The 12,687-nt window shown below is 63.6% G+C and carries 14 protein-coding genes; 6 read left to right on the top strand and 8 right to left on the bottom strand.

The window, feature by feature from the left end; all coding sequences use genetic code 11:
- Positions 1 to 7 precede the first annotated feature (7 nt).
- Together DFO48_RS19650 and surE are read right to left on the bottom strand one after the other, a co-directional pair.
- On the bottom strand, positions 8 to 793 hold the full coding sequence (locus DFO48_RS19650; protein ID WP_199407033.1) for a protein-L-isoaspartate(D-aspartate) O-methyltransferase: 786 nt from the start codon (positions 791 to 793) through the stop codon (positions 8 to 10).
- Positions 790 to 1,575, bottom strand: a complete 786-nt coding sequence (surE, locus tag DFO48_RS19645) for a 5'/3'-nucleotidase SurE (RefSeq protein WP_003077571.1) — start codon at positions 1,573 to 1,575, stop codon at positions 790 to 792. Before surE ends, DFO48_RS19650 begins: the two co-directional genes overlap by 4 nt.
- Before the next feature lie 123 nt (positions 1,576 to 1,698).
- Here surE and DFO48_RS19640 point away from each other — a divergent pair, with 123 nt between their 5' ends.
- From DFO48_RS19640 to DFO48_RS19630, 3 genes are all read left to right on the top strand, one after another.
- Positions 1,699 to 2,676, top strand: coding sequence for an NADPH:quinone oxidoreductase family protein (locus DFO48_RS19640; protein WP_114864519.1), 978 nt, complete (start codon positions 1,699 to 1,701; stop codon positions 2,674 to 2,676).
- An 86-nt stretch (positions 2,677 to 2,762) separates the two neighbouring features.
- Positions 2,763 to 4,370 (top strand): alkaline phosphatase, encoded by a 1,608-nt coding sequence (locus DFO48_RS19635; RefSeq protein WP_003077576.1) that lies wholly within the window; start codon positions 2,763 to 2,765, stop codon positions 4,368 to 4,370.
- 22 nt (positions 4,371 to 4,392) lie between these two features.
- Positions 4,393 to 6,063 carry a phospholipase D family protein gene (locus DFO48_RS19630; RefSeq protein ID WP_114864518.1) on the top strand — a complete coding sequence of 557 codons (1,671 nt, stop codon included), beginning with the start codon at positions 4,393 to 4,395 and terminating at the stop codon, positions 6,061 to 6,063.
- A 1-nt stretch (position 6,064) separates the two neighbouring features.
- Here the strand turns inward: DFO48_RS19630 and DFO48_RS19625 are convergent, their stop codons facing one another.
- Entirely contained in the window at positions 6,065 to 7,444 is a 1,380-nt protein-coding gene (locus DFO48_RS19625) for an NAD(P)/FAD-dependent oxidoreductase (RefSeq protein WP_003077580.1), read from the bottom strand.
- Between the two features lie 386 nt (positions 7,445 to 7,830).
- Here DFO48_RS19625 and DFO48_RS19620 point away from each other — a divergent pair, with 386 nt between their 5' ends.
- The 3 genes from DFO48_RS19620 (at position 7,831) to DFO48_RS19610 (ending at position 9,371) form a co-directional block, all read left to right on the top strand.
- Positions 7,831 to 8,094, top strand: coding sequence for a ParD-like family protein (locus tag DFO48_RS19620; protein WP_114864517.1), 264 nt, complete (start codon positions 7,831 to 7,833; stop codon positions 8,092 to 8,094).
- Positions 8,091 to 8,897: a type I methionyl aminopeptidase gene (map, locus tag DFO48_RS19615; RefSeq protein WP_003077586.1), complete on the top strand. Its 807-nt coding sequence runs from the start codon at positions 8,091 to 8,093 to the stop codon at positions 8,895 to 8,897. Before DFO48_RS19620 ends, map begins: the two co-directional genes overlap by 4 nt.
- A 141-nt stretch (positions 8,898 to 9,038) precedes the next feature.
- Positions 9,039 to 9,371 (top strand): multidrug efflux SMR transporter, encoded by a 333-nt coding sequence (locus DFO48_RS19610; protein WP_043005486.1) that lies wholly within the window; start codon positions 9,039 to 9,041, stop codon positions 9,369 to 9,371.
- Here the strand turns inward: DFO48_RS19610 and DFO48_RS19605 are convergent.
- The 5 genes from DFO48_RS19605 to DFO48_RS19585 form a co-directional block, all read right to left on the bottom strand.
- On the bottom strand, positions 9,365 to 10,057 hold the full coding sequence (locus DFO48_RS19605; RefSeq protein WP_114864516.1) for an alpha/beta hydrolase: 693 nt from the start codon (positions 10,055 to 10,057) through the stop codon (positions 9,365 to 9,367). The two genes, DFO48_RS19610 and DFO48_RS19605, sit on opposite strands and share 7 nt — an antisense overlap.
- Positions 10,058 to 10,252: 195 nt before the next feature.
- Positions 10,253 to 10,663 (bottom strand): alternative ribosome rescue aminoacyl-tRNA hydrolase ArfB, encoded by a 411-nt coding sequence (arfB, locus tag DFO48_RS19600; RefSeq protein WP_114864515.1) that lies wholly within the window; start codon positions 10,661 to 10,663, stop codon positions 10,253 to 10,255.
- Complete coding sequence (locus DFO48_RS19595; protein ID WP_114864514.1) at positions 10,660 to 11,598, bottom strand: alpha/beta fold hydrolase; 939 nt, start codon at positions 11,596 to 11,598, stop codon at positions 10,660 to 10,662. Before DFO48_RS19595 ends, arfB begins: the two co-directional genes overlap by 4 nt.
- Positions 11,592 to 12,035, bottom strand: coding sequence for a type II 3-dehydroquinate dehydratase (gene aroQ, locus DFO48_RS19590; RefSeq protein WP_003077599.1), 444 nt, complete (start codon positions 12,033 to 12,035; stop codon positions 11,592 to 11,594). The genes DFO48_RS19595 and aroQ overlap by 7 nt, the downstream gene beginning before the upstream one ends.
- Positions 12,036 to 12,168: 133 nt before the next feature.
- Positions 12,169 to 12,504, bottom strand: coding sequence for a hypothetical protein (locus DFO48_RS19585; protein ID WP_003077602.1), 336 nt, complete (start codon positions 12,502 to 12,504; stop codon positions 12,169 to 12,171).
- Positions 12,505 to 12,687 lie beyond the last annotated feature (183 nt).

Genomic DNA, 12,687 nt, shown 5'->3' with positions numbered 1-12,687 from the left:
TTCCCTTCTAGGCGATCCCCGATTTTAGAGGGACAAAGTTGACTGCTTCCAAAACTGTCTGAGTAAAACCGTGTGAACTCTTGTCAATCACCAACAGTGCCTGCTTACCCGCGCCAACCACGACGGGAGCCACCAGACGTCCGCCCACTGCCAGTTGATCGCACCACTCCTGCGGCACCACATCGCCGCCGGCAGCAGAGATGATGCCCGCATAGGGCGCGCCACTGGCAAAGCCCACCATGCCGTCACCGAGAATCAGATGCACATTGGACAGGCGCATGGGACGTAAATGACCGCGTGCTTTCTCATGCAGCCCGCGCAGCCGCTCTATCGAATAAACCTCTTTGGTAAGCATGGACAGCACGGCGGCCTGATAGCCGCAGCCTGTACCGATCTCCAGCACGCGCCCTTGCCCGTTGCGGGCCGCATCGGAGTCGAGCAGCAGCTCGATCATGCGGGCCACGATGCTGGGCTTGGAGATGGTCTGACCCAGGCCGATAGGCAGACTGGTGTCTTCATAGGCCTGGTTGACCAGAGCACTGTCGACAAAGCGGTGACGCTCCACCGTGGCCATGGCCTGCAGCACGGCAGGGTTGCTGACACCGGCCGCACCGATTCGCTGGGCCATGCGGGAGCGCACCGTGGATGAGTCCAGCCCCACGCCCACGGGCGAAGCGGCCACGCGCAGCGGATTGATGGGCTTGGGAGCAACGGGCGGCCGCACCGCGCTGGTGCCCGTCTGCACGGAACGTGCAATCCAGCCCGGGACCTGAGGCGGACGACGCTCGCTCACGATGCGGCCGCCGGCGTAGTGGATGGACCTGCCAGCTTGCTGGCCGTCTGCGCCCAATAGCCCAGGTTTTCATGATCAGTCAGATCCACCTTGAGCGGCGTCATGGAGACATGGCCGTGAGCCGTGGCATGGAAGTCCGTGCCTTCGGAGTCGTCCTTTGCTGCGCCGGCACTGCCGATCCAGTACATGGTCTCGCCACGCGGACTTTGCTGCTGAATAGCCTGCTCGGCCGCATGACGGCGTCCCAGGCGACACAGCTTGACGCTTTTGAGTGCATGCAGCGGCATATTGGGAATATTCACGTTCAACAGCCAGGGAGCCGTACCGATCAACTGCTGGGCCAGCATCTCCTGAACCATCTGACGGGCGGTGGCAGCCGCCGCCTCCAGTTCGGCCCAGCCCTTGTCCACCTGCGAGAAGGCAATCGAGGGAATACCGAACAGATAGCCTTCCATGGCCGCGCCCACGGTGCCCGAGTAAATCGTGTCGTCGCCCATATTGGCGCCGTTGTTGATGCCCGAAACCACCAGATCGGGCCGGTAGCCAAGCAGGCCGGTCAACGCGATATGCACGCAGTCTGCGGGAGTGCCGTTCACGTAGCGAAAGCCGTTATAGGCCTGGTGCACATACAGCGGTGCATTCAGCGTCAAGGCATTGGACTTGGCGCTGTTGTTGTGCTCGGGCGCCACCACTTCGACGTCTGCCACGGTGCGCAGCGCATCGTGCAGGGCCACGATGCCTGGGGCCTGGAAGCCGTCGTCATTGCAAATAAGAATCTTCATGGATGAGGCGGATTGTAGGCGGCTCCAAGGTCACGACAGAGACACGCGGCATTCGCGCCACACTTCTATCATCTGCGAGCCGATTCCCCCCAATCTCACCTCAAGAAGATCAGGAGACAAGATATGCACGCATGGCTTTGCACCACCCCCACCGGCGTTGAGACCCTGAAATGGACCGAGCAGCCAACGCCGCAGCCTGGCCCCGGCCAGGTGCTGCTGGAAGTCAAGGCTGCCAGCCTGAACTTTCCCGATCTACTGATCGTGCAGAACAAATACCAGATCAAACCGGCCCTACCCTTCGTGCCGGGTTCGGAATACGCCGGCGTGGTGCAGGCCGTGGGTGAAGGGGTCAAACATCTCAAGACAGGCCAGCATGTGGCCTGTCTTTCGGGCACGGGCGGGTTCGCCACGCATACGCTGGCACCTGCCGCCATGTGCATGCCGCTTCCGGCCAACTTCCCCTTTGTCGATGCCGCCGCCTTCATCATGACCTATGCCACCTCCCACCATGCGCTGATCGATCGCGGTCAGCTCAAGGCCGGCGAGACCGTGCTCGTGCTGGGCGCAGCTGGGGGCGTTGGCACGGCAGCCATACAGATTGCCAAGGCGGCTGGCGCACGGGTGATTGCGGCGGCCTCCACCGACGAGAAATGTGCGCTGTGCAAGGCCCAGGGTGCGGACATCACCATCAACTACAGCCAGGGCGATCTGCGGGAAGCCATCAAGGCAGCGACCGACGGCAAGGGCCCCGATGTGATCTACGATCCCGTGGGCGGCGAGTTCGCCGAACCAGCCTTCCGCTCCATCGCCTGGCGCGGCCGCTATCTGATCATCGGCTTTGCCTCCGGCCCCATCCCCTCGCTGCCGCTGAACCTGCCGCTGCTCAAGGGCGCTTCCCTGGTCGGCGTGTTCTGGGGCGATTTTGCCAAGCGCGAGCCTCAGAACAATGCGGCCATGATGCAGGAGCTGTCGCAATGGTGGGCCCAGGGCAGGATCAAGCCCGTGATCGACCGCACCATGCCCATGAGCGAGCTATTCGCCGCCTATGAGCGCATGGGCTCGCGCCAGGTGCAGGGCAAGCTGGTGCTGGTCAACGCGTAAAGCTGCAGTAAACCGCAGCGATGACTGTGAGGTCGGGGAGATACTTCCTGCCACTGGCTACAAAACCCCGACACCACAGCATCGCCATGTTTTCTCCTGTCCACACGCCCGCGCCGGATCGCCGGCGCTTTCTGATTGCCTCCAGCCTTGCCACGGCCGTAGGCGCCCTGCCGGCCTGGGCCCGCGCCACGGAATCACTGGCCCACAATCCGTTCACACTGGGGGTGGCCAGCGGCGACCCGGAACCCGACAATATCCTGATCTGGACGCGGCTGACAGCACCTCTGACCTATCTGGGTACAGCGGCCGCGCCCGACCTGGCAGCACAGACCGTGCATTGGGAAGTGGCCCATGATGCCCAGTTCCGCCAGCCCGTGGCTTATGGCCAAGCTCAGGCCAGGGCCGAATGGGGCCATGCCGTCCACGTGCAGGTCAACGGCCTGAGCCCTGACCGCTGGTATTTCTACCGTTTCCGCTGTGGCGACGCCTTCAGCACCACGGCACGCTGCCGCACCGCCCCGACGGCCGGCGCCGATGTGCGCAAGCTGCGTCTGGCCGTGGCCTCCTGCCAGCGCTGGGAGCATGGCTTCTACAGCGCCTGGGCCGATACCGCGCAGGCCTCGCCCGATCTGGTGCTGTTTCTCGGCGACTACATCTATGAATATGCGCAACCGGCCAAGCCCGATGGACTGGCGCGTGCGCAGCCGCTGCGTACCGCCCAGACCTTGCAGGACTACCGCGACCGCTATGCACTGCACAAGAGCGACCCCCATCTGCAGGCCGCCCATGCCGTGTGCAACTGGTCCGTCATCTGGGACGACCACGAAGTTGAAAACGATTATGTGGCCCAGTACGGACGAGGGGACAGCGCTCACTTCTTAGCAAGACGCATGGCGGCCTGGCAGGCCTTTTATGAAAACATGCCACTGCGTGGCAGCGCATTGCAGCGCAACTTTCAAGGCCTGGCGCTGTACCGCAGCCTGCAATGGGGCAAGCTGGCCAGACTGCATCTGCTGGACGGCCGCCAGTACCGCGATCTGCAGGCCTGCCGCCCAGAGGGCAAGGCCAGCACCGGCACCGTGGACCCGGCCGAATGCCCTGCCCTGCAAGATCCGGCGCGCAGCTTTCTGGGCTGGGATCAGGAGCGCTGGCTGGCCCGGCAGTTGCAGGGCGATGCACGCGAGAGGGTCGACGCCACCCGCTGGAGCACCGTGGTGCAGACCACCTTGTTCGCGGCCCGCAAGCATCCCAATGGCCGGCAGTCGACCGACAGCTGGGACGGCTACCCTCAGGCCCGCCAGCGCCTGGTGCGCCAGATTGCCGAGAGCCAGCCACGCAACAGCGTGCTGCTCGGTGGAGACATTCACCAAAACTATGTCTGCGCCATTTCGGCCCAGCCCGACCAGGCCCCGGACAAGGCCAATCCGGTGCTTGCCAGCGAATTCTGCGGCACCTCCATCAGCTCGCACAGCGGCACGACACAGGCCAGGGTGGATGCCATCGTGGCCCACAACCCCCAGGTGGTTTTCGCACGCTGCGAGGAACGTGGCTACAGCCTCGTGGAGATCACGCCGCAGTCCATGAACACCGAGCTGCGCGCCGTGAGCAACCCGCTCCAGGCCGACAGCAGCCTCTATACGCTGGCACGTTTTGTGGTGGAAGATCGCCGAGCCGGCCCTGTGAAGATCGCCTGATGCGCTGCGGCATACTCGGATCATGCAAAACACACAGGCCTCGAGACCCGAACTTCCCCTGTGGCGCGGTACAGCGGCCGCCCTGCTGATCGCCGGACTGCTGTCGGGCTGCGGTCTGCCCCCCCTGCCGGATCGCATGGCCAGCAAGGCCCTGAGCGCTGAGCAGGCCCTACAAACCCGGCTCGGCCAGGCGCTGGCGCCGCTACAGCAGGCGCATCCCGGGCAAAGCGGCATCCATATGCTGGCCGACGCCCATGACGCCTATGCGGCCCGTGCGCTGCTGGCCCGGGCTGCGCAGCGCACGCTCGATGTGCAGTACTACATCTGGCGCAACGACACCACAGGCCATTTGCTGCTCGATGAGTTGCTGCTCGCGGCAGACCGCGGCGTGCGCGTACGCCTGCTCTTGGACGATGGCGGCACCGGCGGCATGGACGCCATGCTGGCAGCCCTGGACCAACATCCGCAAATCGAGGTGCGGCTGTTCAACCCCTTCGCTTTGCGCACACCCAAGGCGATCGGCTATGTAACGGACTTCGCGCGCACCCAGCGGCGCATGCACAACAAGAGCTACACGGCCGACTCCGCCGCCACCATTGTTGGCGGGCGCAATATCGGCGACGAGTACTTTGCCGCCTCCGATGGCGTACTGTTCGCCGACCTCGATGTGGTGGCTACAGGCTCGGTGGTGAGCGAGGTTGCAGCGGAATTCGACCGTTACTGGAGCAGCCCCTCCGCCTACCCGGCAGCCAGCCTGCTGCCCGCCATGCCACAGCAGGCCGTGGACAAGGTCTATGCAGGCCTGCACGCTGATGTGAATCGCCCGGAATCCCAGGCCTATGTGCAGGCCGTTAGCCGCAGCCGCTTCAGCACCGACTTGCTGGCGGGTCGGCTGCCGCTGCAATGGGCCGAGACCACCCTGGTCAGCGACGACCCGGCCAAGGTCCTGCGCGAAGCAGCGCCCGAGGACTTGCTGCTGTCCCAGCTCCAGCCGGTGATTGGCCAGCCACAGCAGTTGCTGGAAGTGGTGTCGCCCTATTTCGTGCCAACCCAGGCCGGAGTCGACACCTTTGCTCACCTGCGCCAGCAAGGGGTGCGGGTGCGCATTCTGACCAACAGCCTGGAGGCAACCGATGTGGCTGTGGTGCATGCAGGCTACGAGAAATACCGCAAGCCGCTGCTGAAGATGGGCGTGGAACTCTACGAAATGCGCCGCCAGATCGATCTGCGCAGTCAGCCCGCAGCCAACGAGCCAGACAAGACCCGGAAGAGCGATCCTGCCGAAAAGGCTCCCAAGCGCGAAGCCCCGTCACCCGCCGCGCTAAGCGGCAGCTCGGCCACCACGGGCAGCTCCGGCGCCAGCCTGCATGCCAAGACCTTCGCGGTCGACGGCAAGCAGCTCTTTGTCGGCTCCTTCAACTTCGATCCGCGCTCGGCCATGCTCAATACCGAAATGGGCGTGGTCATCCAAGACCCGGCCCTGAGCCAGCAGGTCAGCACCAGCCTGGACCAGCATCTGCCGCGCATGGCCTACAAGGTGCAACTGGACCCGCAGGGCAGGCTCAGCTGGACAGGCCAGAATCCGCAACCGCCCCATGAAACCCAGGTCTTCAGTGCGGACCCCGGCACCAGTTGGTGGCAACGCTTCATGGTGCGGGTGCTGAGCTGGCTGCCCATCGAAGGGCTTTTGTAGCTCAGTCCAGACGGATGGAGGGACGCAGCCGCGCATTCATCAGATCGATCAGCCACAGCAGGCCACCGCGCCAGAAGCCGTAAAGCCTTGCCTGGTGCGAGCGGTACAGCATGATGTGGCTGAGCATGGCCATGCGGCCACGGATCACACCACCGTTGAACAGGCCGAACTTTCCCAGCGAGCCATAGGCGTCGTAATGCGCGAGGGACACCAGCGCGCCAAAGTCGCGATAGGCAAAGCCTACAGGTTTGGCGCCGGGACGCTCCAGCACATGGGGCAGGGTCTCGATCAGATAGCGGGCCTGCTGGTGGGCCACCTGGGCCGTGGGAGGCAAGGCCTCCTGCTTGCCCGGCAAGGTATAGCTGGCGCAGTCGCCCAGGGCATAGATATCGGGGTCGCTGGTCTGCATCTCGTCATTGACCAGCAGCTGATTGCTGCGCGTGGTCTGCAAACCCAGCTGCATCAGAAATTCCGGCGCCTTGACCCCGGCCGCCCAGACACGCAGGCTGGCGGGAACCAGCTCTCCATTGGCCAGCTCAAAACCTTGCTCCGTCGCACGGCTGACGCGGCCGCCGACGATCACGGAAACGCCCAGGGCCTGCAGCCGCACGCGCGTGGCTTCAGAGATTTCTTCGGGAAAGCTGGGCAGCAGGCGCGAGCCTGCCTCAATCAGCACGATGCGGAACTTGGCCGCCTCGCCCAATGCGCCGTAGGCCGTGGCACTTTCTGCAAGCTGGACCAGCTCTGCCGCCAACTCAACCCCCGTGGCACCGCCGCCTACGATGGCGACCTGCAGCTGCTCGCCGCTGGTCATGCAGCGCACCATGCGCAGCCGGATTTCCTGGTTGAAGGCATCGGCCTTGCGGCGCGAATCGATCATGAAGCAATGCTCATGCACGCCGGGCGTGCCGAAGTCGTTGGCACCGCTGCCCACCGCAATCACCAGCTTGTCATACGCAAGGCGCCGCCCCGCCACCAGCTCGCGACCATCAGGGGCATAGATGGGGGCCAGCAGAATTTCGCGTGCCTCGCGGTCCAGGCCGCACATCTCGCCGGGCTGGTAGGCAAAGTCGGCATCGGTGGCCTGGGCAAGATAAGTGGTCTGCTGCTGAGCCAGATCGCGGGTGCCAGCGGCAATCGTGTGCAGCATGGGCTTCCAGACATGGGCGGAGTCGCTGTCCACCAGCGTCACCGTGTCAATGCTCTCGCTCTTGAGCTTGCCCAGGGCAGTGGCCACCTCCAGCCCCGCCACACCGCCGCCCACGACCACGATGCGGGCCGCATGCCCATTGCGTGGATGCTGTGGCTTTCGAGCTTGCGGCTCCTGGGATTCGGTGACGGGCTGCTCGCCCTGCTCTGCTTGGTTGACTGCGTTTTCCATGAACGACCCTGACTCTGCGTCTGTTGTGACCGGACGCCAGAACATCTCAAGATGTCTGGCACGCATTGATTGTTCTTCAATTTTTATAGCATGAAACTCAATATGGACAAGGCAAACACTGATGATATATATCTTTTATAAGACTTGAGCTGCACGAATGCAAGGCCTGCCTTAAAAGCTTTCAATTTTCTGAACAACCATGGCTGCAAGCAATGTCAATCAAGCGCAGAGCGCTATCAACTTCTTGAGCGCCATGTCGTACGACGTGGCCTTAAAACCCCATTCGACGAACAGCGCTTGTCAAGCAGTGGCAAAACCGCTGCTTCAACCATGCAATTTGCGTTTGTCAATATACGAAACGTATACAGACCTTATGATGCTCGGCCATGGGAATCGTCAAAATTTCAGACCAGTTGCACGACCAGATTCGTGTCTCCAGCGCGGCCCTCGGCCGCTCCATCAATGCCCAGGCCGAGCACTGGCTGCGTGTAGGCCAGCTGGCCGAGCATCACCCCCAGCTCAACTACGAAGGCATCTGCGCCCTGCTGCTGCAGCAAGCCGAGCGCGAGCTGCAGCCAGCCAGCGCACATGAAGTCGAGGCCGCCGTGCGCCGCCCCCGTCCGGTGCGCCTTGTGGGAGGCATGCAATGAAGCGCGGCAAGCAGAAAGTCGTGCCCATTCATGACGCCACCGACATCTACCTCTCGCGCAAGGCCGGCGGCCTGGCCGCCAAGGTGCTAGCCATGCTCACGCCCCATGTGCAGCCCGGCGTCAGCACCGAGGAGCTGGACAAGATCTGTCACGACTACATCGTCAACGAGCTGAAATGCACGCCCACCAATGTGGGCTACTACGGCTTCCCCAAGACCGTATGCACTTCCGTCAACCATGTGGTCTGCCACGGCATCCCCGATGCCAAGCAGGTCCTCAAGGACGGAGACATCGTCAATGTCGACGTCGCAGTGACCACGCCCGAAGGCTGGATCGGCGACACCAGCCGCATGTACTACGTGGGCCAGCCCAGCAATCTGGCCAGGCGCCTGGTCAACACCACCTATGAAGCCCTGGTGGCCGGCATCCGCGCAGTCAAGCCTGGAGCCACGCTGGGCGATGTGGGCCATGCCATCCAGACCGTGGCCCAGCGTGAGCGCTTTTCCATCGTGCGCGAGTACTGCGGTCACGGCATCGGCAAGGTCTATCACGACGAGCCCCAGGTGCTGCACTACGGCACGCCCGGCCAGGGACTGATGCTGCAGCCTGGCATGATCTTCACCATCGAGCCCATGCTCAACGCCGGCAAGGCCGCCACGCGCGAACTGTCTGACGGCTGGACCGTGATCACCAACGACAAATCGCTGTCCGCCCAGTGGGAGCATATGGTGCTGGTGACGGAGACCGGGTTCGAGGTGCTGACGCCCTGGCCCGAGGGCACGGGCGAGTACCCCGCCATCTGATCCGGCGTGACCTGGCCTCGCACATTGCCCCAGGCGATGTGCGCACAGCCGCTGGATTTTGGCAATAACGGCCGGAAGCCGCCCAGGGTCTTGGAGCTGGGCTGGAAACAGCCTGGCTCCGGCCGCACTACAGTGCCCGGAATGACAAATTACCTGTATCTGGGCCTGGCCATCATCTGCGAGGTGATTGCCACTTCCTTCCTCGCCAGGTCGGACGGCTTCTCCAAGCTCGGCCCCACCGCTGTTGCCCTGGTGGGCTATGCGATTTCTTTCTATCTGCTGTCGCTGACGCTGCGCACCGTTCCCACGGGCGTGGCTTATGCGATCTGGTCCGGCGTGGGCATCGTGCTGGTCTCGGCCGTTGCCTATTTCTGGCAGGGCCAGAAGCTCGATGCCCCCGCTCTAGCCGGTATGGCCATGATTGTGGGCGGCGTGCTGGTGATCAATCTGTTTTCAAAGACCGCCGGTCACTGATCGCCGTCGCCGCCGAAGTCATCCGCTGACTGCGTCAGATCCTGCAGCCACTGCATGCTGGCCCTCAGCTCTTCGGGCCGGATCTCATGGGCACCCGGATACTCGTGATAGCTCAGTTGCAACGGCAAGGAGGCCAGGCGGTCACGCACGGCATGAGCGCTGGTCAGCGGGATCACATTGTCATAAGTGCCGTGGCTGACCCAGGCCGACTTACCCTCAAAGGCGGCAGCGGGCGCGTGCAGCGACGCGATCTCGGGCAATAGACGACTGTGCCAGACCAGTGCGGCACGGAAGGTCTGAGGCTGCGTCAGCATCTGGCTCAGGCTCATGATGCCGCCCTGGCTGAAGCCTCCCAGCACCACACGCTCGGGCGGGATGTCCAGTTGCTGTGCTGCCTGCTCCACCGTCTGCTGCAGCAAAATGCGCGCCTGCTGCTCCTGCGGCACATTGATATGGCGCGTGCCATCGGCATCCACGGTGAACTGAAACCAGGCATAGGCGCCCATGCCCATGGCAAAGGGCGCGCGCAGACTGAGCACATGGAACTGCGGCGGCACATAGGGCACCAGGCCGAAAAGGTCCTGCTCATTGCTGCCCACGCCATGCATGAGCACCAGCAGCCAGGCAGGCTGACCGGCGGCAAGCTGCGCGGGCCGCTCCAGATAAGTCAAAGGCAATGTGCTCATGGACAACCCCCGAAGGCAGCACGGAATTTGATGGGAAACAGGCTGTAGCGCTTTTGCATTCTGCGACTGCAGCTATCAAAACAATATAGCGCAGACCCGCAGCCAGCTGACCGATCCGCACCCGGCCCGACGGGGTGCGCACATGCCTTTTGATACAGTTGACTGACCTGAGCGTGGCTTTGCCGCTACACAAGCTCAGTCATGCACCCGGCCGCGCAAAGCCTTGATGCCGGAGCGCAGGCTTTTACCCTGCAAGCGTCTTTGCTGCGAGCCCCAGGTCGGCTTGGTCGGCTTGCGCGGGCGTGGTGGCCTGGCAACCGTGGCCACCAACGCATTGAGGCGCTGCAGTGCATCCCACAGATTGTGTTCCTGGGTGCGGTACTTCTGCGCCTTGATGACCACCACCCCATCGGTGGTGATGCGCGAATCGCCCAGCGCCAGCAAGCGCTGCTGAACATCGGGCGGCAGACGCGAGGCCCGGACATCAAAGCGCAGGTGCACGGCGCTGGCCACCTTGTTCACATTCTGGCCGCCAGGGCCTTGCGAGCGCACGGCGCTCCATTGCACATCGGCCTCGGTCAGTTCGTAGACGGCAGCATTGCTCACAGCAGAGCCTCCTGCAGCGCGGCGCAGAAGGTGGTCGGGTCCTCGTGCTGGGCCCAATGGCCCACGCCTCGCATCATCTGCCAGTCCAGTGCCCCCTGGCACTGTCGCTGCATCAGCAGTTGCAGTTCGGCCAGGCAGCCCGCATACAGAGGGTCATGCTCGCCGTAGATCGCCGCAACCGGCACTTTGATACGGGTCAGAGCCCGGGCCAGCACATCGGTGCGCGACAGCCGTCTGCGCGGCAGCCGGTCACGAGCCACATTGAGTGCATGCAGCGCCAGCGTCTCTTCATCGATCAGCGCCGCGTCATGCAGCATGAGGGCCGCGATATTGTGGCGATGGGCCTGCATCTGCGCCTCCAGACCCGGCAGATGACGCCAGCCCAGCAGGCGCACGCTGCGTCCTTCGGTCATGCCCATGCCGGGAGCACCGACCACCACCAGTTTGCGGGCCAGCTCCGGATGCTCGGCGGCCAGCAGACCGGCGGTCATGCCGCCAAAGGAAAAACCGACCAGATCGCAGACAGGGCCTGCACCGGCATTGCCCAGCAGTTGCCGGATGCCATAGGCCAGAGGCTCCAGCATGGTGTCCACATCCATGCCCCCGGGCACGCCATCGGATTCGCCAAAACCCGGCAGATCTGCCAGCCACAGGCTATAACCAGCCTCTGTCAAAGGCTGAATCACGCGCAACCAATGCGTCCAGCTGCCGCTGCCGCCATGCAGCAGCACCAGCGGCAAGCCACGCGGCGCCACCCCGGCCGGTGGCTGCCAGCCATGCCAGATCATCGCGCCGCTGTCGGCGGCTTCGCCAAGCCGGGTCTGCACGCGCTGCGCCGTGGCCTGCAGCCGGGCAATCGCTGGTGGCAAGTCAATACCCAGCTCCTGCGAGACCTGGTCCAGGGAGCAGGCTGCTTCAACCGCCGATGTCACCACTGCGCCACCGCATCGATGGCCAGGCCGTAGCCGGCCACACCAAAGCCGCACATCACGGCGCGCGCCGTGGCCGACAAATAGGAATGGTGCCGAAAGCTCTCGCGCGCATGGACATTGCTGATGTGTAGTTCCACCAGCGGCACGGCCGTGCCCTTGACGGCATCGAGAATTGCCACACTGGTATGGGTATAGGCTGCGGCGTTCATGATCAGCGCCTGCAACTCTCCCTTGGCGTGCAGACGGCCCGCCTCGTGAATCCAGTCCACCAGTTCGCCCTCATGGTTGCTCTGACGGAACTCCAGCTTCAGGCCATGGCGCACGCAAGCTTGCTCGCAGAGCTTCTGGACATCGGCCAGCGTGGCCGAGCCATAGATGGCGGGTTCGCGCATGCCCAGCAGATTGAGATTCGGGCCATTGAGGACATAGACGGTTTTCACGGAAGCACTCTCCTGGTTTTTGAGGACTGCCCCGGATTATGCGAGCGCGGCACCCGACCCGCAGGCATAAAAAACGGCTGCCTGGGCAGCCGTCTGTGGTGCAGAGTCTTTCAGGGCTCTGTCATCGATGCCATCAGCGATAGTGATGATGATGGCGATGACCACGCCAGCGCGGGCCGCCACCGTAATAGACCGGGCCGGGAACAACCATCACGGGTGCGGGACGATACACGGGCGGCGGCGGCGCATAGTAGACCGGTGCCGGAGGCGCATAGTAGACGGGGCGTGGCGGCATGTAGACCGGAGCTGGTGCCACATAGGGCGTAGCGTAAACGGGAGCGCCGACACCCACGGCCACGCCGGGCACGCCGATACCGACCGACAGGCTGACGCCACCATGCGCCTGGGCGCCTGCGGCAGCCATCAGGCCTGCCACAACGATAGAGCCAGCAGCAAGCAGCTTGGCCATGCGGGGGGAAGTTGTTCTGGACATCACAATCTCTCCTCTGTTTATGAGTCACCGGGGGCAAGCTTGCAAACCTGTGCAGCGCCTTCGGCCCTTGGGGATATAACGTTTCAGAGTCCCGTCAGGATGGCATGATTCCTCAAAAACATTGTGTCCAAATGCACACGAGGCAAAGCTGCAGTGTCC

The sequence above is a fragment of the Comamonas sp. AG1104 genome (assembly GCF_003350425.1).
GTDB classification, from domain to species: Bacteria; Pseudomonadota; Gammaproteobacteria; order Burkholderiales; family Burkholderiaceae_C; genus Comamonas; species Comamonas testosteroni.
The sequence above is the reverse complement of the archived record's forward strand: the minus strand, read 5'-3'. Positions and strand labels throughout refer to the sequence as shown.

What these genes read in the sequence shown, in the direction of transcription:
- DFO48_RS19605 (WP_114864516.1), bottom strand. Translation starts at nt 10,057, where the DNA reads ATGAGCACATTGCCTTTGACTTATCTGGAGCGGCCCGCGCAGCTTGCC.
- DFO48_RS19585 (WP_003077602.1), bottom strand. Translation starts at nt 12,504, where the DNA reads ATGGCCAAGCTGCTTGCTGCTGGCTCTATCGTTGTGGCAGGCCTGATG.
- DFO48_RS19630 (WP_114864518.1), top strand. Translation starts at nt 4,393, where the DNA reads ATGCAAAACACACAGGCCTCGAGACCCGAACTTCCCCTGTGGCGCGGT.
- DFO48_RS19620 (WP_114864517.1), top strand. Translation starts at nt 7,831, where the DNA reads ATGGGAATCGTCAAAATTTCAGACCAGTTGCACGACCAGATTCGTGTC.
- DFO48_RS19625 (WP_003077580.1), bottom strand. Translation starts at nt 7,444, where the DNA reads ATGGAAAACGCAGTCAACCAAGCAGAGCAGGGCGAGCAGCCCGTCACC.
- DFO48_RS19635 (WP_003077576.1), top strand. Translation starts at nt 2,763, where the DNA reads ATGTTTTCTCCTGTCCACACGCCCGCGCCGGATCGCCGGCGCTTTCTG.
- DFO48_RS19640 (WP_114864519.1), top strand. Translation starts at nt 1,699, where the DNA reads ATGCACGCATGGCTTTGCACCACCCCCACCGGCGTTGAGACCCTGAAA.
- DFO48_RS19610 (WP_043005486.1), top strand. Translation starts at nt 9,039, where the DNA reads ATGACAAATTACCTGTATCTGGGCCTGGCCATCATCTGCGAGGTGATT.
- surE (WP_003077571.1), bottom strand. Translation starts at nt 1,575, where the DNA reads ATGAAGATTCTTATTTGCAATGACGACGGCTTCCAGGCCCCAGGCATC.
- map (WP_003077586.1), top strand. Translation starts at nt 8,091, where the DNA reads ATGAAGCGCGGCAAGCAGAAAGTCGTGCCCATTCATGACGCCACCGAC.